General features: G+C 66.7%; 17 protein-coding genes and 2 tRNA genes. 9 read left to right on the forward strand and 10 right to left on the reverse strand.

The annotated features are described in order from the left end of the window. Positions 1-13: 13 nt before the first annotated feature. Both L5G28_RS14335 and cobC read right to left on the reverse strand, forming a co-directional pair. Positions 14-1138, reverse strand: a complete 1125-nt coding sequence (locus L5G28_RS14335) for a Nif3-like dinuclear metal center hexameric protein (RefSeq protein WP_237002118.1) — start codon at positions 1136-1138, stop codon at positions 14-16. Beyond that, positions 1135-2211 (reverse strand): Rv2231c family histidinol phosphate aminotransferase CobC, encoded by a 1077-nt coding sequence (cobC, locus tag L5G28_RS14340; RefSeq protein ID WP_237002119.1) that lies wholly within the window; start codon positions 2209-2211, stop codon positions 1135-1137. The genes L5G28_RS14335 and cobC overlap by 4 nt, the downstream gene beginning before the upstream one ends. Positions 2212-2241: 30 nt before the next feature. Between cobC and L5G28_RS14345 the strand changes: the two genes are divergently transcribed. From L5G28_RS14345 to L5G28_RS14355, 3 genes are read left to right on the forward strand one after another with little or no spacing between them, the layout of a single operon-like run. Beyond that, positions 2242-2940 (forward strand): HAD hydrolase-like protein, encoded by a 699-nt coding sequence (locus tag L5G28_RS14345; RefSeq protein WP_237002120.1) that lies wholly within the window; start codon positions 2242-2244, stop codon positions 2938-2940. After that, on the forward strand, positions 2933-3436 hold the full coding sequence (locus L5G28_RS14350; RefSeq protein WP_308191981.1) for a low molecular weight protein-tyrosine-phosphatase: 504 nt from the start codon (positions 2933-2935) through the stop codon (positions 3434-3436). The genes L5G28_RS14345 and L5G28_RS14350 overlap by 8 nt, the downstream gene beginning before the upstream one ends. A 16-nt stretch (positions 3437-3452) precedes the next feature. Continuing rightward, positions 3453-4421: an SURF1 family cytochrome oxidase biogenesis protein gene (locus tag L5G28_RS14355; protein WP_237002121.1), complete on the forward strand. Its 969-nt coding sequence runs from the start codon at positions 3453-3455 to the stop codon at positions 4419-4421. Here the strand turns inward: L5G28_RS14355 and L5G28_RS14360 are convergent. Next, a complete protein-coding gene (locus L5G28_RS14360) occupies positions 4409-5371 on the reverse strand; it encodes a cobalamin biosynthesis protein (protein ID WP_372477235.1) in 963 nt (320 codons plus the stop codon). The two genes, L5G28_RS14355 and L5G28_RS14360, sit on opposite strands and share 13 nt — an antisense overlap. Between L5G28_RS14360 and L5G28_RS14365 the strand changes: the two genes are divergently transcribed. Further along, positions 5370-6185, forward strand: a complete 816-nt coding sequence (locus tag L5G28_RS14365) for a spermidine synthase (protein ID WP_237002122.1) — start codon at positions 5370-5372, stop codon at positions 6183-6185. The genes L5G28_RS14360 and L5G28_RS14365 overlap by 2 nt on opposite strands. 12 nt (positions 6186-6197) lie before the next feature. On the opposite strand, the gene L5G28_RS14370 is transcribed toward L5G28_RS14365, so the two are convergent. Next, positions 6198-7010, reverse strand: a complete 813-nt coding sequence (locus L5G28_RS14370) for a maleylpyruvate isomerase family mycothiol-dependent enzyme (RefSeq protein WP_237002123.1) — start codon at positions 7008-7010, stop codon at positions 6198-6200. Positions 7011-7124: 114 nt separating this feature from the next. Here L5G28_RS14370 and L5G28_RS14375 point away from each other — a divergent pair. Beyond that, positions 7125-7199, forward strand: a tRNA-Val gene (locus L5G28_RS14375). Between the two features lie 128 nt (positions 7200-7327). Here L5G28_RS14375 and L5G28_RS14380 read toward each other — a convergent pair. The 3 genes from L5G28_RS14380 to L5G28_RS14390 form a co-directional block, all read right to left on the reverse strand. Further along, on the reverse strand, positions 7328-7837 hold the full coding sequence (locus L5G28_RS14380; RefSeq protein WP_237002124.1) for a hypothetical protein: 510 nt from the start codon (positions 7835-7837) through the stop codon (positions 7328-7330). 678 nt (positions 7838-8515) lie between these two features. Further along, on the reverse strand, positions 8516-8719 hold the full coding sequence (locus L5G28_RS14385; protein ID WP_236998591.1) for a cold-shock protein: 204 nt from the start codon (positions 8717-8719) through the stop codon (positions 8516-8518). Positions 8720-8854: 135 nt separating this feature from the next. Continuing rightward, a tRNA-Cys gene (locus L5G28_RS14390) sits at positions 8855-8925 on the reverse strand. A 156-nt stretch (positions 8926-9081) separates the two neighbouring features. Here L5G28_RS14390 and L5G28_RS14395 point away from each other — a divergent pair. Both L5G28_RS14395 and L5G28_RS14400 read left to right on the forward strand, forming a co-directional pair. Next, positions 9082-9957, forward strand: coding sequence for a GDSL-type esterase/lipase family protein (locus tag L5G28_RS14395; protein WP_237002125.1), 876 nt, complete (start codon positions 9082-9084; stop codon positions 9955-9957). A 213-nt stretch (positions 9958-10170) separates the two neighbouring features. Continuing rightward, positions 10171-12654 (forward strand): acyltransferase family protein, encoded by a 2484-nt coding sequence (locus tag L5G28_RS14400; RefSeq protein WP_237002126.1) that lies wholly within the window; start codon positions 10171-10173, stop codon positions 12652-12654. A gap of 14 nt (positions 12655-12668) precedes the next feature. Here the strand turns inward: L5G28_RS14400 and L5G28_RS14405 are convergent, their stop codons facing one another. The 3 genes from L5G28_RS14405 to L5G28_RS14415 all read right to left on the reverse strand — a co-directional run bounded on the left by L5G28_RS14405 (position 12669) and on the right by L5G28_RS14415 (position 14231). Continuing rightward, positions 12669-13157, reverse strand: coding sequence for a peroxiredoxin (locus L5G28_RS14405; protein WP_237002127.1), 489 nt, complete (start codon positions 13155-13157; stop codon positions 12669-12671). After that, complete coding sequence (locus tag L5G28_RS14410) at positions 13154-13573, reverse strand: DUF3052 domain-containing protein (protein ID WP_236998595.1); 420 nt, start codon at positions 13571-13573, stop codon at positions 13154-13156. The genes L5G28_RS14405 and L5G28_RS14410 overlap by 4 nt, the downstream gene beginning before the upstream one ends. Positions 13574-13718: 145 nt before the next feature. Further along, positions 13719-14231 (reverse strand): Rv2240c family protein, encoded by a 513-nt coding sequence (locus tag L5G28_RS14415; protein ID WP_237002128.1) that lies wholly within the window; start codon positions 14229-14231, stop codon positions 13719-13721. A 224-nt stretch (positions 14232-14455) separates the two neighbouring features. Here L5G28_RS14415 and aceE point away from each other — a divergent pair, with 224 nt between their 5' ends. Both aceE and L5G28_RS14425 read left to right on the forward strand, forming a co-directional pair. Next, positions 14456-17230, forward strand: a complete 2775-nt coding sequence (gene aceE / locus L5G28_RS14420) for a pyruvate dehydrogenase (acetyl-transferring), homodimeric type (protein WP_237002129.1) — start codon at positions 14456-14458, stop codon at positions 17228-17230. A 125-nt stretch (positions 17231-17355) separates the two neighbouring features. Further along, a complete protein-coding gene (locus L5G28_RS14425; RefSeq protein ID WP_237002130.1) occupies positions 17356-18624 on the forward strand; it encodes a PucR family transcriptional regulator in 1269 nt (422 codons plus the stop codon). The last annotated feature ends 117 nt before the right edge of the window (positions 18625-18741 follow it).

Raw genomic sequence — 18741 nt, forward strand, 5'->3', positions numbered from 1 at the left:
TGGCACACTCCTGTCACACGGGTCGTCGGGCGACGACGCCGAAAGGGTCGGTAGGCGGCGCGAAGACACTCGTCTCGCAGCCGAAATCGCTGAGCAGTGCGGCGGCCTGGGCGCACCACGGAAACTCGGTCGACCAGTGGCCAGCATCGACGAGGGCCGGGCCGCCGTCACGTCGTGCCTCGTCCACCACGTGGTGGCGGAGGTCGCCCGTCACGTAGGCGTCGACGCCCGCGCGGGCCGCGGCCGATACGAGTGAGTCGCCCGCGCCGCCGCACACGGCGACGGTCTCGATCATCGCTGACGGGTCGCCCGAGGCCCGCACCGGCCAGGCCGACTTCGGAAGCGACGCGTCGACGTGGGCGACGAACTCGTCCAACCGCATCGGTGCCGGGAGCCGTCCGATCCGGCCGAGTCCGAGGTCGCTGTCGACGGGCGCCTGCTCGAAGACGTCGAAGGCGGGTTCCTCGTACGGGTGCGACGAACGGAGTGCGGCGAGGACGGCTGAGCGCGCACGTCGCGGCGCGACGATCTCGACGCGTTCCTCGTCGACGCGGGTCAGTTCGCCGACACCGCCGATCGCCGGGGACGCGTTCCCCACCGGCAGGAACTGTCCGGTGCCGACCACGCCCCACCGGCAGTCGCGGTAGTCGCCGACCGCGCCCGCGCCGACCGCGAACATCGCTTCACTCACCTGGTCGACGTTGGCTTCGGGAACCATCACGACCCACTTGTCGAGGGTCGGAGCCGGTTCGGCATCGAGGGGGGCCGTGTCGGAGAGCCCGATCGCGTCAGCGAGCGCGTCCGACACGCCGGGGCGGGCCTTGTCGGCGTTCGTGTGCGCCGAGTACAAGCCGCACCCCGCGCGGATCAGGCGGTGCACGAGCCGACCCTTCGCCGTGTCGACGCCGACGCCGGTCACCCCGCGCATCAACAGCGGGTGGTGCGCCAACACGAGCCGGGCCCCGGTGTCGACGGCTTCGTCGACGACGGCGTCGGTCACGTCGACACACACCAGCACCTTGTCTGCGGCTTCGGAAGGGTCACCGCAGACCAGGCCGACCGCGTCCCACGATTCGGCGAGCCGAGGCGGATACGCGTGCTCCAATCGGCCGATCACGTCCGCGAGCGTACGAGTCATCTCGTCGGGGCTCCTGTCTCGAGTCGGTTCTTCACATCTTGCATGGCGTCGACGAGCGCGTCGCACACTTCACGCGGACGCACCGCCAGCCGCAGGTGGTCGCCGGTCAACCCGTGAAAGTTGGCACAGCTGCGCACGGAGAATCCTCGTGCGGCGAGCTCGTCTTTCCACCGCCACCCGTCCGGCACCCGCACCAGCACGTACGGGGCGCGCGGATCGGCTTCCGGCGTCAACCCGATCGCCGCGAGCCGTTCGACGAGGTGAAGTCGTTCGGCGGCCACCGCGTGCGCCTGACCGCGGGCGTACTCCTGCCCGTCGGGCCCGAGGCACGCGCCGAGCGCGGCGAGCGTCAATGTCCCGACCGCCCAGTGTCGCCGCCCAGCCGTCATCGCGGCGATGAGTTCCGGTGCCGCCAACAGGTATCCGGCGCGCAGCCCGGCCAGCCCGTAGGTCTTGGTGATCGACCGCACGACGATCACATCGTCGGCAGGCACTCGGGCGACCGACTCCGGCTCGAGGCGGTCGCCGGCGAGGGTGAGGTCGGCGAACGCCTCGTCGACGACGACGATCCGGCCCGGCCGTCGCAGCGCGAGCACGTCCGCAGCCGGGTGCAGCACCGAGGTCGGGTTCGTCGGATTGCCGAGCACGACCATGTCGGCGTCGTCGGGCACCGCCGCGTCGGCGAGCAGCCACGGCGCGGACGGCGTGACGTGGCTGATCCGCGCGCCCGACGCTGCGAGCACTCGTTCGGGCTCGGTGAACGAGGGCTGGATCAACGCGACGTGGCGGGGCGCCAGGCCGGCAAGCAGTTCGAACCCCTCCGCAGCACCGCCGAGGAGCAGCACCTCGTCGGGGCGACGCCGATGCAGGTCGGCGGCCCGCCGGACGACGTCTTGCGTCTCCACCGCGGACGGGTACGCCGCAAGGTCGGCGATCCGCCCGTGTAACGCCCGCGCGACGAACTCGGGCGGTCCCGGACGGACGTTGACCGCGAAGTCGACGAGCCCCGCCTGTACGTCGGCGTCACCGTGCCGACCACGGTCGTACAGGTGGGCGGGCACGTCGACTGTCATGATGGTCCAGCCTACGTGCACGATGGAAGCATGATTCCGGCCCCGACCCCCACGATGACGGACACGGTTCTGCTGTTCGACCTCGACGGCACCATCACCGACAGCTACCCGGGGATCAGCCGTTCGTTCCTGTACGCGCTCGACGTCCTCGGCGAACCCGCTCCGCCGACCGAGTTCCTGCAGACGATCGTCGGTCCGCCGCTGGTCGAGTCACTGCGTGCGCTCGGATACGACGAGGCGACGTCGGCGGCCGGGGTACGCGCGTATCGCGCCCGCTACGACGTCACCGGCTGGCTCGAGAACTCGGTGTACGACGGGATGGCCGAACTGCTGGCCGACCTGGCGGACGACGGTCGCACGTTGGCGCTCGCGACGAGCAAGAACGAACAGATCGCCCGCAACATCGTCGACCATTTCGGTTTGACCTCGTATTTCACGTTCATCGGAGGCGCAGACGATGGCGCGGGTCGGATCGGCAAAGAGGCTGTGGTGCGGTATGTTCTCGGCGCCCTCGACATCACTGGCGAGACCGAACGGGTGCTGATGATCGGCGACCGGTCGCACGACGTCGACGGTGCGGCGGCATGCCGGGTCCCCGCGCTCGGCGTCCGGTGGGGTTACGCTCACGCAGGAGAGTTGGAGGCCGCCCTCGATCGTGCGGGCGCCCCGGGACAGAACGAGCGGATCGTCGAGACGGTTCCGCAACTGCGAAAGGTACTCGGTGTCTGACAACGCGGGAGCTTCGGCTGCAGGCCGCGTCCTGCACATCTGTTTCGTCTGCTCGGGCAACATCTGCCGGTCCCCGATGGCGGCGTCGATCTTCACGCACGCCGTCGAACAGGCCGGACTGTCCGACCGGCTCCGCGTGACGAGTGCGGGAACCGGCGGCTGGCACGTCGGCGACCCCGCAGACAACCGTGCCCGCACCGAACTGTTGGCGCACGGCTACTCGGATGCGCACGTGGCGTCCGGGTTGACACCCGACCACCTGTCGGCTGATCTGCTCGTGGCCGCCGACCGAGGGCACGTGGCGGAGTTGGAGCGCAAACGTCTCGGCGACCGGGTCCGACTCCTGCGCAGCTTCGATCCCGACGCCGACGGCGAGGACGTTCCCGACCCGTACTACGGGACGCCGGACGACTTCGAGCTGGTGCGCGAACAGGTGGAGGCGGCGATCCCCGGTCTGCTCGCGTGGACCGGCGAGACGCTGGCCACTCGCGACTGAGACGTATCCTGAGTATGTGCGCGTCCTTCGTTCGTTCCTCAAGCCCGGATGGCTGCTGCTCGTACTGTTCGTAGTGGCATTCGCGGCGGCCTGTTTCGCGATCCTCGCGCCGTGGCAGCTCGGGAAGAACAGCGACACCGAACACCGGAACGACCTGATCCGCGCCGCAGTCGACACCGACGCGGTCCCGATCGATCAGCTGGCTCCGCCGGGGCGGCCCCTCGACCCGAACAACGAGTGGCACGAGGTGACGCTGCGCGGCCGGTATCTGCCCGACGATCAGGTGATGCTGCGCTTCCGCTACTCGCAGGAACGGCCCGCGGTGGAAGCGTTGACGCCGTTCCGGATCTCCGGCTCGGACCGGGTGATCCTGGTGAACCGCGGCATCGTTGCGAACAGCGAGAACGGTCAGGTCAATGTCCCGGCGACGCCGTCGGACGAGGTGACGATCGCGGCTCGGCTCCGCAAGTCCGAGGGCACCAGTCCCGGCAAGGAGCCGCGAGCAGAAGGCGGTCAGTCGACGGCGTACACGATCGACGCCGCGCAACTGTCGCGTCTCACCGGGTTGACGATGGATCCGTACTACCTGCAGTTGTCGCCGAACCAGCCGGGATCGCTGGGCGAGATCGAACTGCCGCAACTCGAGTCGGGCCCGTTCCTCTCCTACGGTCTGCAGTGGCTGGCGTTCGGTGTGATGGTTCCGCTCGGTGCCGCCTACTTCATCTACAGCGAGGTCAAGGCCCGGCGTGCTCGCCGCGGGGCGGACAACGGTGACGGGGACCAGGGCGAGGTCGCCGTCGTCGAGGCTCCTCCGGCGACGAGTCGGTCCGAACGTGAACGCGTCCGGCAGAGTCTCCGCGAAGCGGGCTCCCGGTCGGGTAACGACGTCGACATCACCTCCGGCGGTCAGATCGGCGACGGTTCCGCGCCCACCGCTGCCGACGACGCCGTCAGGACGAAACTGGCCCAGCGCTACGGCAAGTGACGTCGTCCTTCGCCGACGATGATTCGCAAGGCGACCGCGGCCAACGCGCTCGCCCGTTGCACGCGCCGTGACAGCGTGACCGCTGCCCGCAGGTCGGCGGCGCGGGGTTCGGGCCCGACCCCGAGTCGCGGTCGGTCCTCTACGCCGTGCGGGTACTCGGTCCGCCCGCCGAGGCCGATCCCCAGCGCTCCGGCGAACGCCGCCTCCACGACGCCCGCGTTCGGGCTGGGGTGCTGCCCGGCGTCGCGGCGGACGGCGATCCACGCCTCACGCGGTCGGCCCGAGAGCGCACCGACCAGAGCGGCCGTCGCGCGGGCCGGCGCGTAGTTCGCGGCGTCGTCGAGCCGCGCGGACGCCCACCCGAATCGCAGATACTTCTCCGACCGGTACCCGACCATGGCGTCGAGGGTGTTCGCCGCGCGGTATCCGAGCAGCCCCGGCGCCCCGGCGATGGCGCCCCAGAACAGCGGTGCGACGGCCGCGTCGGACGTGTTCTCGGCGATCGATTCCACTGCGGCACGGCAGATCCCGGCTTCGTCGAGTCGTGTCGTGTCCCGTCCGACGAGGCCTGCGACCCGAGTTCTGGCGCCGTCGACGTCACCTGCGTCGAGTGCGTCGGCGATCTCGTCGCCGATCCGGCACAGGGACGTCCCGCCCAGCGCGCTGAACGCCGCCGCCGTCGTCCCTGCGGAGCCGAGACGACGGGCGAGTACGCCTGCCAGCACACCGATGCCGATCCACCACCCCGCGAACACCGCGCCGCGTACTCGATCGTCGCGGTAGAGGACCTTCTCCGACGCTGCGACGCCACTCCCGAACACGGCGACGGGATGACCGCGCTGCGGGTCGCCGAACAGCGCGTCGAAGAGAGTTCCGGCAGCGAGCCCGCCGGTGTCGGCATGGTGGCGCATCGGGTGATCGTATCGATCGCCGATATCATCGGTCCTCATGGCCGCCTCCCGCCCGACGCCCGAACCCGGCGTCTTCGACATCTCAACCGGCACAGCCGAACTAGTGCACAGTGTGGACGGCGGCTGGCTGCTGTCGATCAACGGGGCGCAGAGCAGCCACATCGACCCGGACCGGCCGGACCAGCTCGACTTCGAGTACATGCGGCAGGCGTCGGCCGCCATCGCCGACAAGTACCGTGATCCCGCGACGCCGCTGCGCGTCCTGCATCTCGGGGCGGCCGCGTGTGCGCTCCCCCGGTATCTGTCGCACGTGTACCCGCAGTCCCGGCACGTCGCCGTGGAGATCGACGCTGAACTGGCCCGCCTCGCCCGTGAATGGTTCGACCTGCCGCGTGCTCCCCGACTGCGCATCCGGGTCGGCGACGCACGCGAGGTCACGGAGAGTCTCCGCGAACAGACGCGCGACGTGGTGATGCGTGACGCGTTCAGCGGCAGCGTGACTCCGGAACATCTGACGACGGTCGAGTTCACCCGTGCGGTTCAGCGAGTGCTGGTGCCGGGCGGACTCTACATCGCGAACTGCGGCGGTCATCGAGATCTGGCGTCGGTGCGTTCGGAGGTGTCGACGATCGCGGATGTCTTCGCGAACGTCGAGCTGATCTCCGACCCGGCGATGTTCAAGGGGCGGCGCAGTGGGAACGTCGTCGTCGTAGCAGGCGACGGCGCGCTGCCCGACTCAGCCGACCTGGAGCGGGCTCTGCGATCGGATCCCGAGCCGTCCAGGCTGATGGCCGGTCGCGACGCCTCCGCGTTCGGATCCGGCAAAGTCCGGCACGATGAGTCGCCCGCGTAGGCGGCGGGTCGTTCAGATCATATAGTGCAGGCTGTCGACGATCGCCGAGCCGAGCGCGACGTCACCGTCGATGTAGACGGTGGCCTGCGCCGCTCGCGGTCGGCCGCCGGCGAGTCGCGTGTAGTCGGCGACGGTGGTCCGCAGCGTGACGTCGGCGGGGCCGTCCAGCGCCGGGACGAGGGCAGCGCGGTCGTCAACGGCGACGTGCACCCGTGTCGGCACGAGACCGGTGAACTCGAAGGCGACGCGGGTCCCCTTCGGCGCTGCTGCCTTCTTCCCGACCAGGTAGGGCATCACGGCAGCCATCTCGTCCAATGCGAAGCCGGCAGGCACCGGATCGCTCGGTTCGTCGAGGCCGAGCGCGTCGCGGAGGTCGAGTTCGTGCACCCAGCTGTCATAGGTCCGCACTCGCATGAACCGCCCGTATGTTTCGGGCCCGACCGGCGTAACGGCGTCGGCGTTCCACTCGTCGTCGCCCATCGCCGTCAGGTCGGCGATGCGTTTCGCGGTCATCGCCCGGTAGTCGGCCATGACTTCGGCCCGGGTGCGGGTTCGATAGTGGTCGAGCCAGTGTTCGTTGAGTTCGCCGATCGGGTTCTTCACGTGATCGAGTCCGGCGACGTCGCGGCCTGCATCGGGTTCTTTGCCGTCGAGCATGTTCTCGGTTCCGACGATGTGTGCGACGACGTCGCCGACAGTCCATCCCGGTAGGCCCGACTCCGCCGACCAGTCCGCGTCCGACAGCCCGCTGACGAGATGATCGATCGCCCGCCACTCCGCAGCTAGCGCGTCGATGATCGGAGCCTTCTCGACTCGAGTCTTCACACGGTTCCCTCTCGCTAGTACACGACCCACTGAGTCTACGAACACCGGTTTGGGCATGCCACCGCCGAGAAGATATTATTCACTCCGAGCCGTTGCTCGCACGACGACGGCCCGGCGCGTATAGCTCAGCGGTAGAGCTCTGGTCTTACACACCAGCGGTCAGGGGTTCAAATCCCTTTGCGCGCACCACTTGACCAGCGGAAACGTCGGTTTAGTCTGCTACACACTGCTTTTGTCACCTGAGTAGACGAAGTGCACAGGTCCAACAAAAAGCAGCGGGCCTGGCGCTTGATCGCAGACCCCACGAGCACTACCGATCAGGTGGCGTCGTGCTGCACGTACAGCGTTGTCCTGTCGCCGTCGGTGAAATCAATGACAGTCACCTTTCTCAGGTGATCGGCGTTGTGCCGAGGATAGCTGATTCTCGCCACCGTGCGACCGGTGCAGCGCACATCGAGTTCTGCTGCAAAGTGTGCTCTGAAGTTCGCGACTTCACCCGTCTTCGGATCGCAGGTGGTTGTCTCCCACGCCGTCAGCAGGTGCGATATGTCCTCCGCCTGCACCCGCGCCGATCTCGGCCCGTCGTACCGGACCGCGTATCCGGTAGATCCGGTGAACGCGGGTGTGCCGTGCCAGCCACTAACGAATTCGAACCCCGACGGTATATGTACATCGTCGCTGTCGAGCTGAGACTCTGCCTCGGCTGCGTCGATTGTCCCGGGTTGGCCTGTGCCGACGCTCAGGAGCACACGAGCGCCGAAGAGTAGACCCATGACCGCCAGAACTCCGATCACGATCGGTACGACCCACTCAACACGCATGCGCATCGGTCATTTCTACCGACAGTTCTTTAAGTCTGGCAAGGCGCACCCCGGATCGGCTGGAGCGTCACTCAGGAAAGCTACACTGTCGTCCACGCCGAATAGGCTGAACCTCATGAGACCGAAACCTGCCGACTACGCAAACTCGCGGTCGCAAGCACCGCAAGCACCGCAACCGGACCGTGTACTGGTACACATCGCAACCGCCCACGTCGCTTCACTCCGAAACGCGATGCAGATCGACCTGAACATAATGAAGAACGCCGCAACATCAAGCGTAAACAGATCGTACGGTCGACAGTTAGCCTCAACGCATTACGGACCGACCGACGGACGACAGGTGCCTGTCTCACCCGAACGCGGAGATCCCGTTGCCGACGAGGACTTCGATCGCCGACCGCCACGCCAGTCTCGCCGGTGGGGCTGGTGATCGTCCCTCCCGCCGGACTCCCCTCGACCACTCGAGCCAAACGAGCGCCGATCTCACGGTCCGGAGACTTGGGAGCGCAAACCTACACCGCTCAGCGGAGGCGTCGCCGTGACGGTGTCGTAGGCGCTGAGCGGTGTAGGTTTGCGACTTCGGTCCCTGCGGCTTCGACCTTTGGGGAGATCATCGGCGCACATAAACGAGACCGCCCCCGATCCGTGAACGGATCGGGGGCGGTCTACGCGTAAGCTTTGGGTTTAGAGCGCGCTCACGTTCGTCGCCTGGGGGCCCTTGGCCCCTGCCTCGAGGTCGAACTCGACGCGCTGCGACTCCTCCAGGTTACGGAAACCGTTACCTGAGATCGAAGAGTAGTGGACGAACACGTCGTCACTACCGGAGTCGGGAGCGATGAAGCCGAAGCCCTTCTCGCTGTTGAACCACTTGACGGTTCCTTGTGCCATGCTGATTACTGCTTCCTTCAGAGAGCGGGGACAAAACCTGTCTCCCACACGTATATGGTCTCACACTTTCGCCGCTACCGGTATTCCACCGGCCGACCAGGCGCGCCGCGCGGACTCGCGGCGCGCTGGACTCCGAGCGGATGGCGGGATTCGAACCCACGTAGACGGTTTTGCAGACCGCTGCTTAGCCTCTCAGCCACACCCGCATGTTGACGGCTCCCACTCTGTTCGACGCCGCTGGCCGCGTCGAGGGTTTGACGCAGCGTCGCGCAAATCACCGCGCCACTCGAGCGCCCCGTGACCGTTCTGCAACCTGCCGACGGTTGAAACGGGAGTGATTATTGTTGTCTACTGTGAATATTGTGACTACTGGGAATGGGAACCGCACTGCCCGACGCCACTCGACCTGGCGTCGACGCGTCGTCGCATCGGCGAGCACTGTCGGCGTCGCCGCTGCGCTCGCCACCGCGAGCACCGGACAGGCCGCCGCGGAGCCGACGATCGGCGAACTCATGGACAGCGCAGGTTCCGTACTGCAGGAGCTTCCGATCGATCCGAACGGCTCGAGCGACCTGTCGTCACTGTTCAACCTGCTCGGCCCGCAGACGCCCGGAGCCCCCGGCACACCGAAGACTCCGACCGGCGAGCGCCGCACCTCCTGCACCCAGGTGGTGCAGATCGGCGACTCGACGTCCATCGGCATCGACAGCGCGTCCAAAGTGTCCGCCGAGGGCGACCGGTTGACCCCGCAGTATCAGCGCGTCGGCGTCGAGAGGGTCACGCTCGACGCGGGGGGCGGCCGCTCCATCGTCGAGAAGGTCGACGGCGAGCCCAACGCGGTCGACGCCATCGACTCCCAACTCGCTCGCGGTAACCGAGGCTGCTGGGTCATCGCGATGGGCGTCAACGACGCCGCGAACATCGCCGTCGGATCGAAGGTCAAAGCCGACGAGCGCATCGACCGCGTCATGAAGAAGCTTGACGGGCAAAACGTCCTGTGGCCGACCGTCATGACCAGCGATCCGAGCAACGCCGCGTATGCGCCCAAGAACATGACCGCGTTCAACGACGCGCTCAAACGAGCAGCCGCCAGGTATCCAAACCTCAAGATCTACGATTTCGCCGCCGAATCGCAGCCGTCCTGGCACACCGACGACGGGATCCACTTCAACGCGACCGGGACTGCTCAACGGAACCGCTTGTTCGCGACTGCACTCGCGACCGCCTTCGGCGACTGACGTCGCCACGAACACGCCGCAACCAGAGCCCGCGAGTCAGAGCGCCCGTGTCATACGGACGCACGACGTGTCGGACGCACTCTGAGCGGTGCCTATGATGGACGATCGGTGCCGTCGCGGTGACGCGGTCGAAGACCTGTACCGACGTCGTCATCGAGCGGTGGTCGGCGGCACCGCGCAACGGTCCGCAGCGACAAGGGGTACCTTCCGCCAATGCCACGTCCTACCCACGGTCAGTCGACGTATCTGCCTGGCCTCGACGGCATCCGCGCGGTGGCCGTCATCCTCGTTCTGCTGTATCACCTGCAGGTCCCGGGCTTCGGCGGCGGACTCCTGGGCGTCGGCGTCTTCTTCACCCTCAGTGGCTTCCTCATCACGTCGCTGCTGATCGCGGCACGCGAACGAACCGGCGGCCTCGGATTGAAGACCTTCTGGATCAGGCGCGCACGGCGTCTGTTCCCCGCCGTCGCACTCGTGCTCGCGGCGACCATCGCGACGACGGCCATCGTCGTTCCGGACAAGCTCGGCACGTACACCGGGCAGGCGCTCTCGGCATTGTTCTACGTGAACAACTGGCAGACCATCGCATCCGACACCTCGTACTTCGACCGCTTCGGCGGACCCAGTCCACTGAGCCACATGTGGTCGCTGTCGATCGAGGAACAGTTCTACATCGTGTGGCCGCTGGTGCTGGCACTGTTCTACCTCACGCTGCGCCGCCGCTGGCTGATGAGCCTGGTGACGCTGTTCCTCGCGCTCGGTTCGTTCTATCTGCTCGCCACACTCGCCGAGGCCGGCTTCGACAACACGCGCGCCTACGAGGGCACCGACACCCGCGCGGGCGGACTGCTGTTGGGTGCTGTCCTCGCCTTCTGGTGGCCCGCACGCGCGCACCGAGCGACGCACAACCAACGGTGCTTGATAGACGCCCTCGGCATCGCCGGACTCGGCGCGATCCTCTATCTCAGCACGACGACGACCGACAGTTCGCAGAGCTTGTACTCCTGGGGTATCGCCGTCCTGACCGGCGCGACGATGGGCGTTCTCACAGCCGCAGTCACACCCTCGACGTTCATCGCGACCCTCCTGTCGACACAGCCGTTCCGGTGGATAGGCGAACGCTCGTACGGCATCTACCTCTGGCACATGCCGCTCGTCGCGTTCCTCCCCAGCGTCATTCGGGGAGACTCCGCAGTGGTCAGTTCCATCGTGGTCGTATCCGCGACGCTGGTCTTGGCGTCGCTGTCATGGCGGTACGTCGAAGACCCGATCCGCCGATACGGTTTCCGCGCCGCCCTCACCACTCCCCGACTCCCGGAGGACACCTTGCGCGCTGCACTCCTGACAACGCTGATCTCAATGTTCACTGGCATCGCCCGCGTGCTGGACGGGCTGCGCCGCCGCATCACCCCAAAACCGGTCACCCCAGAACCGGTTAACCCAGAACCCGTCACCGACGAGCCTGCACCCGAATTCGAGGCCGGCGCTGATCCGGCTCCGCTCGCCGAACCCGCGACCGCCTGGGACGATCCCCACCGCGCCCAGCTCGAACCGGCTCCTTTGCGCGAGGAACCGGTCGACGTCGCCGCGACCCGCATCGTCGAAGAGCCTGTCGACCTGTCCCCGGCCGAACCCGCGGCCCCGGGCGGGTCGATCGAACCGTCGGCTGCGGACACACGCCGCTTCGCCGCACCGACGGAGATCACCGTCCTGCAGTCCGCACCGAGCGTGCTGAACCTTCCGCCCGCGCCCCAGGCCTACTCCGCCATCGGACCCGACTCGGCCACGGCCCTCGAGCAGGTGCCTGCCGTCGGCGAGTCCACCCGCCGCACGCGACGCGCCTCCCCTGCCCGCGCCGTCATGGCGACGCTCATGGTGGTGGGGCTCGCGATCGGCGCGATGGTCGGCGTCTCCTACCTCAATCCCGATCTCCCCGTCGTGTCAGCGCTCTACCGACCCGACACCGGAGGCAGCGGCGTCGACGACGGGGTCGACGACGCACCCAAGCCCGACCGGTACGGTCCGACGATGCCCGCGGCGCAACGCCGCACGAAGTGCTCCACCGTCATCCACGTCGGCGACTCGACATCCATCGGCATGAACGACGTCGGCATGCAGCCGAACCCCGCGTTGCGGCTGTCCGGCCGGTATCGCGAGTACGGCGCGGACAGGTACGTCTCCGACGTCGTGGGCGGGCGTTCCAGCATGGAGCGCCTCAACGGCGAACCGAATGCGACCGAGTCGATCGCCAGCGACCTCGCCCGCGGCCTACGCGGCTGCTGGGTCGTCGCGATGGGTATCAACGACACCGCCAACGTCGAAGTCGGCGGCCAGGGGCCGGTCGACATGCGAATCGACAATCTGATGAAACCGCTGGCCGGCCAACCCGTGATGTGGCCGACCATCGCGACCAACGCGCTGAACGAGAATCCCGCCTACGACAACGAGGCCATGCGCAATTTCAACCGCGCACTCGTCCGGGCATGCGAGCGCTACCCGAACCTGCGGGTGTACGACTGGGCGGGCGAACTGCATCAGGACTGGTTCCTCGACGGCGTGCACTACACCCGAGCCGGCTACGTCGAACGCGCTCGCCGCTTCGCGGTAGCGCTCGCCACCGTGTATCCGGCGACGGATCTGCCGCCCGCCGGCTGCGTCCTCAGGTCGACGGACGCGGTTGTCGCCCCGCACCACTGACACCGGGCGGACAGTCAGCTGCGGGTGGCCAGGGCGGCCGTCCACGTCTCTTCGGTGCGAGCTTCGCCCGGACCGACCATCGCCGCATAGCGGACGAGTCCGTCGCGATCGACGAGGAACGTGCCCCGGTTGGCGTAGCCACGCTGCTCGTCGAGCACGCCGAAACTCCGGGCGATGTCGCCGTGCGGCCAGAAGTCCGACAGGATCGGGAACAGGTAGCCTTGCGCCGACGACCAGACCTTGTGGGTGGGCGGCGGGCCGACGGAGACCGCGACTGTCGTCAGAGCATCGTCGGCGAACCGCGGCAGATTGTCGCGGATGTGCCCGAGTTCGCCCTCACAGGTTCCGGTGAACGCCAGCGGGAAGAAGACGACGAGCACGTCGCCCTTCTCCCGCAACCCGGACAGGGACACGCGACGATTGTTCTGGTCGCGCAAATCGAAGTCCGGTGCGACCGAGCCGACCGGTACGGGACCGGCGACAGCGATCTCGGGACTGGTCATGCCTTCTTGCCCGGCCTGGCCTTCGGCGTCACCAACCGTGCACCGGACCAGTCGTCCAAGTTGATGACGGATGTCTGAGTGAGGCCTGCCGTCGGGGCAGCTTCGGCGATGACTGCCGGATCGACGTGCCCGTCGAGACCAGTCTTCGGCGAGAGGACCCAGATGAATCCGCCTTCGGCGAGAGGTCCGATCGCGTCCATCAGCGCGTCCACCAGGTCACCGTCGTCGTCACGCCACCAGAGGATCACCGCGTCGACGACGTCGATCGCATCCTCGTCGAGCATCTCGGCGTCGATCACGTCCTCGATGGCGGCCCGCAGGTCGTCGTCGGTGTCTTCGTCCCATCCCCGTTCCTGGATCACCATTTCTTTGGTGAATCCAAGCTTGCTCGCCTTGTCGTCCGTGGCGGCTACCACCGCGTGCATCCTCCCGATCGCTGAAATATTCCAGGTCCCGCCGAAGCGAACCGTAGGTCAAGCGTAGAGGGTCCAGCCGTTTACCGACAGTAGACACACAAGTTCGGGACCAACCGCCCGGCCGCGAGGCACCCGACCGGACCCGTCAGGCGGTCGGCAGATACTCTGCGCACCGGTCGAGCGCGGCCGTGCGTTTGTCGTCCCACTCCTTGGATGCGCGGTTCAGCCCGGCGCGTTGCTCCCGCTCGATGCGTTCGGCGAGTTGCTCCGAGGTGTCGACGAAGTCCGACACGTCCTCGACGAGGTCCGCGGGCGTCGCAGGCGAGATCGTTTCACGCACCACACCGGCCCCCGTATCGAGAGTCTCGACGGCCCAACGGTCCTCGGACCCGACCTCGGCGTACGACTGCGTCTTGTTGAGCACCTTCATGAAGGTGTTGTAGTCGCGGACCATGACGCCCGCCGACGTGATGACCTGACGACACACCTGGATGGCGGCCACCTTCTCCACTTCCGGGCGCTCGGCGGACGGCACGTTCGACGACGCGGATCCCGAGGACGACTCCTGCGTGTCGGAGCCCGATTCGGAGCAGCCGACGAGAAGTGTTGCGGCAGCGACCAACGCAAGACCGACGACTATTGAACGAACGCCGTTCATGCGACTCCCCCTCGCGTGGACACGGATGCGTTGAGGTTACCGCAGAGTAGAACGTGTGACTCGGCACATCCGTTTCTTCGACTCGTGATTTGGGGCACGATAGAGGCGACAGTACGCCAGAATCCTTGCGTACTCGAAAACGAATCGGACCGTCACCACCCCGACGGTCATGTACATGCGCGCCGCCGACACTTGCAGTGCGCCAGAGGAAGATTGGTGGATAAGTGACTGACCTGACCACGAGCACACCGAACGCCGGAACGCGGTCGAGCCGCGTAAAGGTGATCCGCGACGGTGTGGCGTCGTATCTGGCTGACAGTGACCCGTCGGAGACCGACGAGTGGCTCGAATCGTTCGATTCGATGCTGAGCAATGCAGGCCCAGAACGGGCCCGCTATCTCATGCTCCGCATGCTCGAGCGTGCCGACGACAGACGTGTCCCCCTCCCTCAGTTGACGTCGACGGACTACGTCAACACGATTCCGACCGATCTCGAACCAGACTTTCCCGGCGACGAGGACATGGAGCGACGTTTCCGTGCCTACATCCGCTGGAACGCGGCGGTCATGGTGCACCGCGCGCAGCGACCCGGCATCGGAGTCGGCGGCCACATCTCGACCTACGCGTCGTCGGCGTCGCTGTACGAGGTCGGTTTCAACCATTTCTTCCGCGGACTGGATCATCCCGGCGGCGGCGACCAACTGTTCATCCAGGGACACGCCTCCCCCGGCATCTATGCTCGCGCCTTCCTCGAAGGACGCATCGACGAGCACCGCATGGACGGCTTCCGTCAGGAGCACAGCCACGCGGGCATGGGTGGCGGCCTGCCGTCGTATCCGCATCCACGGCTGATGCCCGAGTTCTGGCAGTTCCCGACGGTCTCCATGGGCCTCGGCCCGATGAACGCCATCTACCAGGCACGATTCAACAAGTACCTGCACCTCAACGGGATCAAGGACACCTCGCAGCAGCACGTGTGGGCGTTCCTCGGCGACGGCGAGATGGATGAAGCGGAGTCGCGAGGCCTCGCGCAGGTCGCCGCATCCGACCACCTCGACAATCTGACGTTCGTCGTCAACTGCAACCTGCAGCGACTCGACGGCCCGGTCCGCGGCAACGGAAAGATCATCCAGGAACTGGAGTCGTTCTTCCGCGGTTCGGGCTGGAACGTCATCAAGGTCGTCTGGGGCCGAGAGTGGGACGCTCTGCTCAACGCCGACCAGGACGGCGCGCTGGTCAACCTGATGAACAGGACCTCCGACGGCGACTACCAGACGTACCGCGCCAACGACGGCGGCTACATCCGTGACAACTTCTTCGGCCGGGACCCCCAGACCAAGGAGCTCGTCAAGGACTACAGCGACCAGGACATCTGGAACCTCAAGCGCGGCGGCCACGACTACCGCAAGATCTTCGCCGCCTACCAGGCCGCGCTGAACCACAAGGGCCAGCCGACGGTCATCTTGGCGCACACGATCAAGGGCTACACGCTCGGCGGTCATTTCGAGGGGCGCAACGCGACCCACCAGATGAAGAAGATGACCCTCGACGACCTGAAGGCGTTCCGCGACACGACACACGTCCCGATCTCGGACGCAGAGCTCGAAGCCGACCCGTACCTGCCGCCGTACTACCACCCGGGTGCCGACTCGCCGGAGCTCCAGTACCTGGTGGACCGCCGACGCGAACTCGGCGGGTTCCTCCCTCGTCGCCACCTGACTCCGGCGCCGCTGAAACCCGACACGTCGCGAGCGATCAAGGCCGTCTCGGGCGGATCGGGCAAGCAGGAGGTCGCCACCACGATGGCGCTCGTCCGCATCTTCAAGGAACTGATGCGTGACGAGGAGATCGGCAAGCGGATCGTGCCGATCATCCCCGACGAGGCTCGCACGTTTGGCATGGACTCGTGGTTCCCGACGCTGAAGATCTACAACCCGAACGGCCAGCACTACCGGTCGGTCGACGCGGAGCTCATGCTGGCCTACAAGGAGGCCGAGAACGGCCGGATCATGCACGAGGGCATCAACGAGGCGGGTTCCACCGCGTGCTTCACCGCCGTCGGCACCTCGTACGCGACGCACAACGAGCCGATGATTCCGCTGTACATCTTCTATTCGATGTTCGGCTTCCAACGCACCGGCGACGGACTGTGGGCCGCCGCCGATCAGATGGCCAACGGGTTCGTGATCGGTGCGACTGCCGGCCGTACGACGCTGACAGGTGAGGGCCTGCAACACGCGGACGGCCATTCACATCTGCTCGCCGCGACCAACCCGGGCGTCGTCGCATACGACCCCGCGTTCGCGTACGAGCTCGCTCACATCGTCGATGACGGCCTGCGACGCATGTACGGACCCGCTCCGGAGAAGGTGTACTACTACATCACCGTCTACAACGAGCCGATCCACCAGCCCGCCGAGCCCGCCGATCTCGATGTGGCTGGCGTCTTGAAGGGGATCTATCTCTCCCGCCCGGCCGAGCAGGAACGCGAGCTGCGCGCCGGGATACTCGCGTCCGGCGTGACGATGAACGACGCCATCCGAGCGCAGGAGCTTCTCGCCGAGGACTGGAACGTCGCAGCCGACGTCTACTCGGTGACGTCGTGGAACGAGCTCGCGCGCGACGGAATCGCTTGCGACCGTGAAGAACTGCGTGAAGGCACGATTCGAACCCCGTACGTCACCGACGTGCTGAGTCAGCGCGCCGGCCCGTTCGTGGCGGCGTCGGACTACATGCGTGGTGTACAGGAACAGATCCGCGCGTACGTGCCGGGCACCTACCTGACGCTCGGCGCGGACGGTTTCGGATTCTCCGACACTCGTTCGGCCGCTCGCCGGTATTTCAACATCGATGCGGCGTCTATCGCCGTCGGCGTGCTCGTCGCACTCGCGCGCGACGGCAAGATCGACCGTTCGGTCGCCACGGACGCCGCCGTGAAGTATCAGATCACCGACCCGATGGCCGCCCCGGTATCGACTGCGGACCCCGGCGTGGCGTAATCCACGAGCAGATGAGAATCCTCCGAAGGGCCGGTCGACGTCGTCGACCGGCCCTTCGGGCTAGATTGGGGCTGTACCCGCACTAGATTGACCTGAATTAGATTGGCCCAGAGTAAATTGACACTGTGTCCGACCAGCCACTGAAGTCCACCCGCGCGACCGACGTCTTCGCCGACAAGGGTGCGCATGTGCCCGCTCCTGCGACGGTGCACGATGCGCTGCCCGACACGCTGCTGCGCCGGATGAAGCAATACAGCGGCCGACTCGCGACCGAGGCCGTGCACTCGATGTCCGACCAACTCCCGTACTTCAGCGAGTTGGATGCGGCGCAGCGCGCGAGCGTCCAACTCGTCGTGCAGACGGCCGTCGTCAACTTCGTCGAGTGGATCCAAGACCCGGAGGGCAACGTGAAGTTCACGGTGCAGGCCTTCCAAGTGGTCCCGCAGGATCTGGCCCGCCGCATCACGCTGCTGCAGACCGTCGAGATGGTTCGCGTGGCGATGGAGTTCTTCGAGAAGTGGCTCCCGCTCCTGGCGCGCAACGACGCACAGCTGCGTGCGCTCACCGAGTCCGTGCTCCGATACGGTCGCGAGATCGGATTCGCCGCGGCTGCGATCTACGCGGCGGCTGCCGAGTCGCGGGGCGCCTGGGACTCGCGCATGGAGGCGCTCGTCGTGGACGCCGTGGTCCGCGGCGACGACGACGCACAACTCCTCTCCCGAGCAGCGGCATTGAACTGGCCGAGCGACTCGCCTGCGACGGTCATCGTGGGGACGCCTCCTCCGGAACAGAACGTCTCGGTTCCGCTCGCCGTCCACACGACCGCGAAGCAGTACGACCGCGCGACGCTGTCCGTCGTTCAGGGCAGCACGCTGGTGGCCATCGTCGGCGGCTCGCTGCGGCCGACCGACCGTTTCCTCACCGACCTCTTGGAGCATTTCGCCGAGGGGCCCGTCGTCATCGGTCCGACGACGCCTAATCTGACGGCGGCGCACGCCTCCGCTGTCGAAGCCCTCGCAGGGGTGCGCGCCGTCAATGGATGGCCGAGCGCTCCGCGTCCGGTCCACAGCTCGGATCTGCTTCCCGAGCGTGCGCTCACCGGCGACACGGACGCGGTCCGGATGCTCATCGACTCGACCGTCACGCCGCTGCGCGGCGCCAACGACACGCTGATGACGACACTCGAGGCGTACCTCGACGGCGGCGGCTCCATCGAGTCGTGTGCGCGCGAAATGTACATCCACCCCAATACTGTTCGATATCGACTAAAAAAAGTGACGGATATCACTGGGCGTGACCCGAGCAACCCGCGCGACGCCTACATCCTTCGGGTGGCATTGACCGTTGGACGGTTGACACATTTCCACCAAGAATCACAGTCACAAGCCACTTGAGTCACACATGTCACGGATCCCAAGGACGAAAGTCCATTTCTAGGAACGAGTGCGGCTTACACGTAACGGATAACGAGCCGATGACGATGGAGGTGCCACTCAGAACACTTTTGTAGA

Origin of the sequence: Gordonia liuliyuniae (assembly GCF_021739025.1) — a bacterium.
Lineage (GTDB): Bacteria > Actinomycetota > Actinomycetes > Mycobacteriales > Mycobacteriaceae > Gordonia > Gordonia liuliyuniae.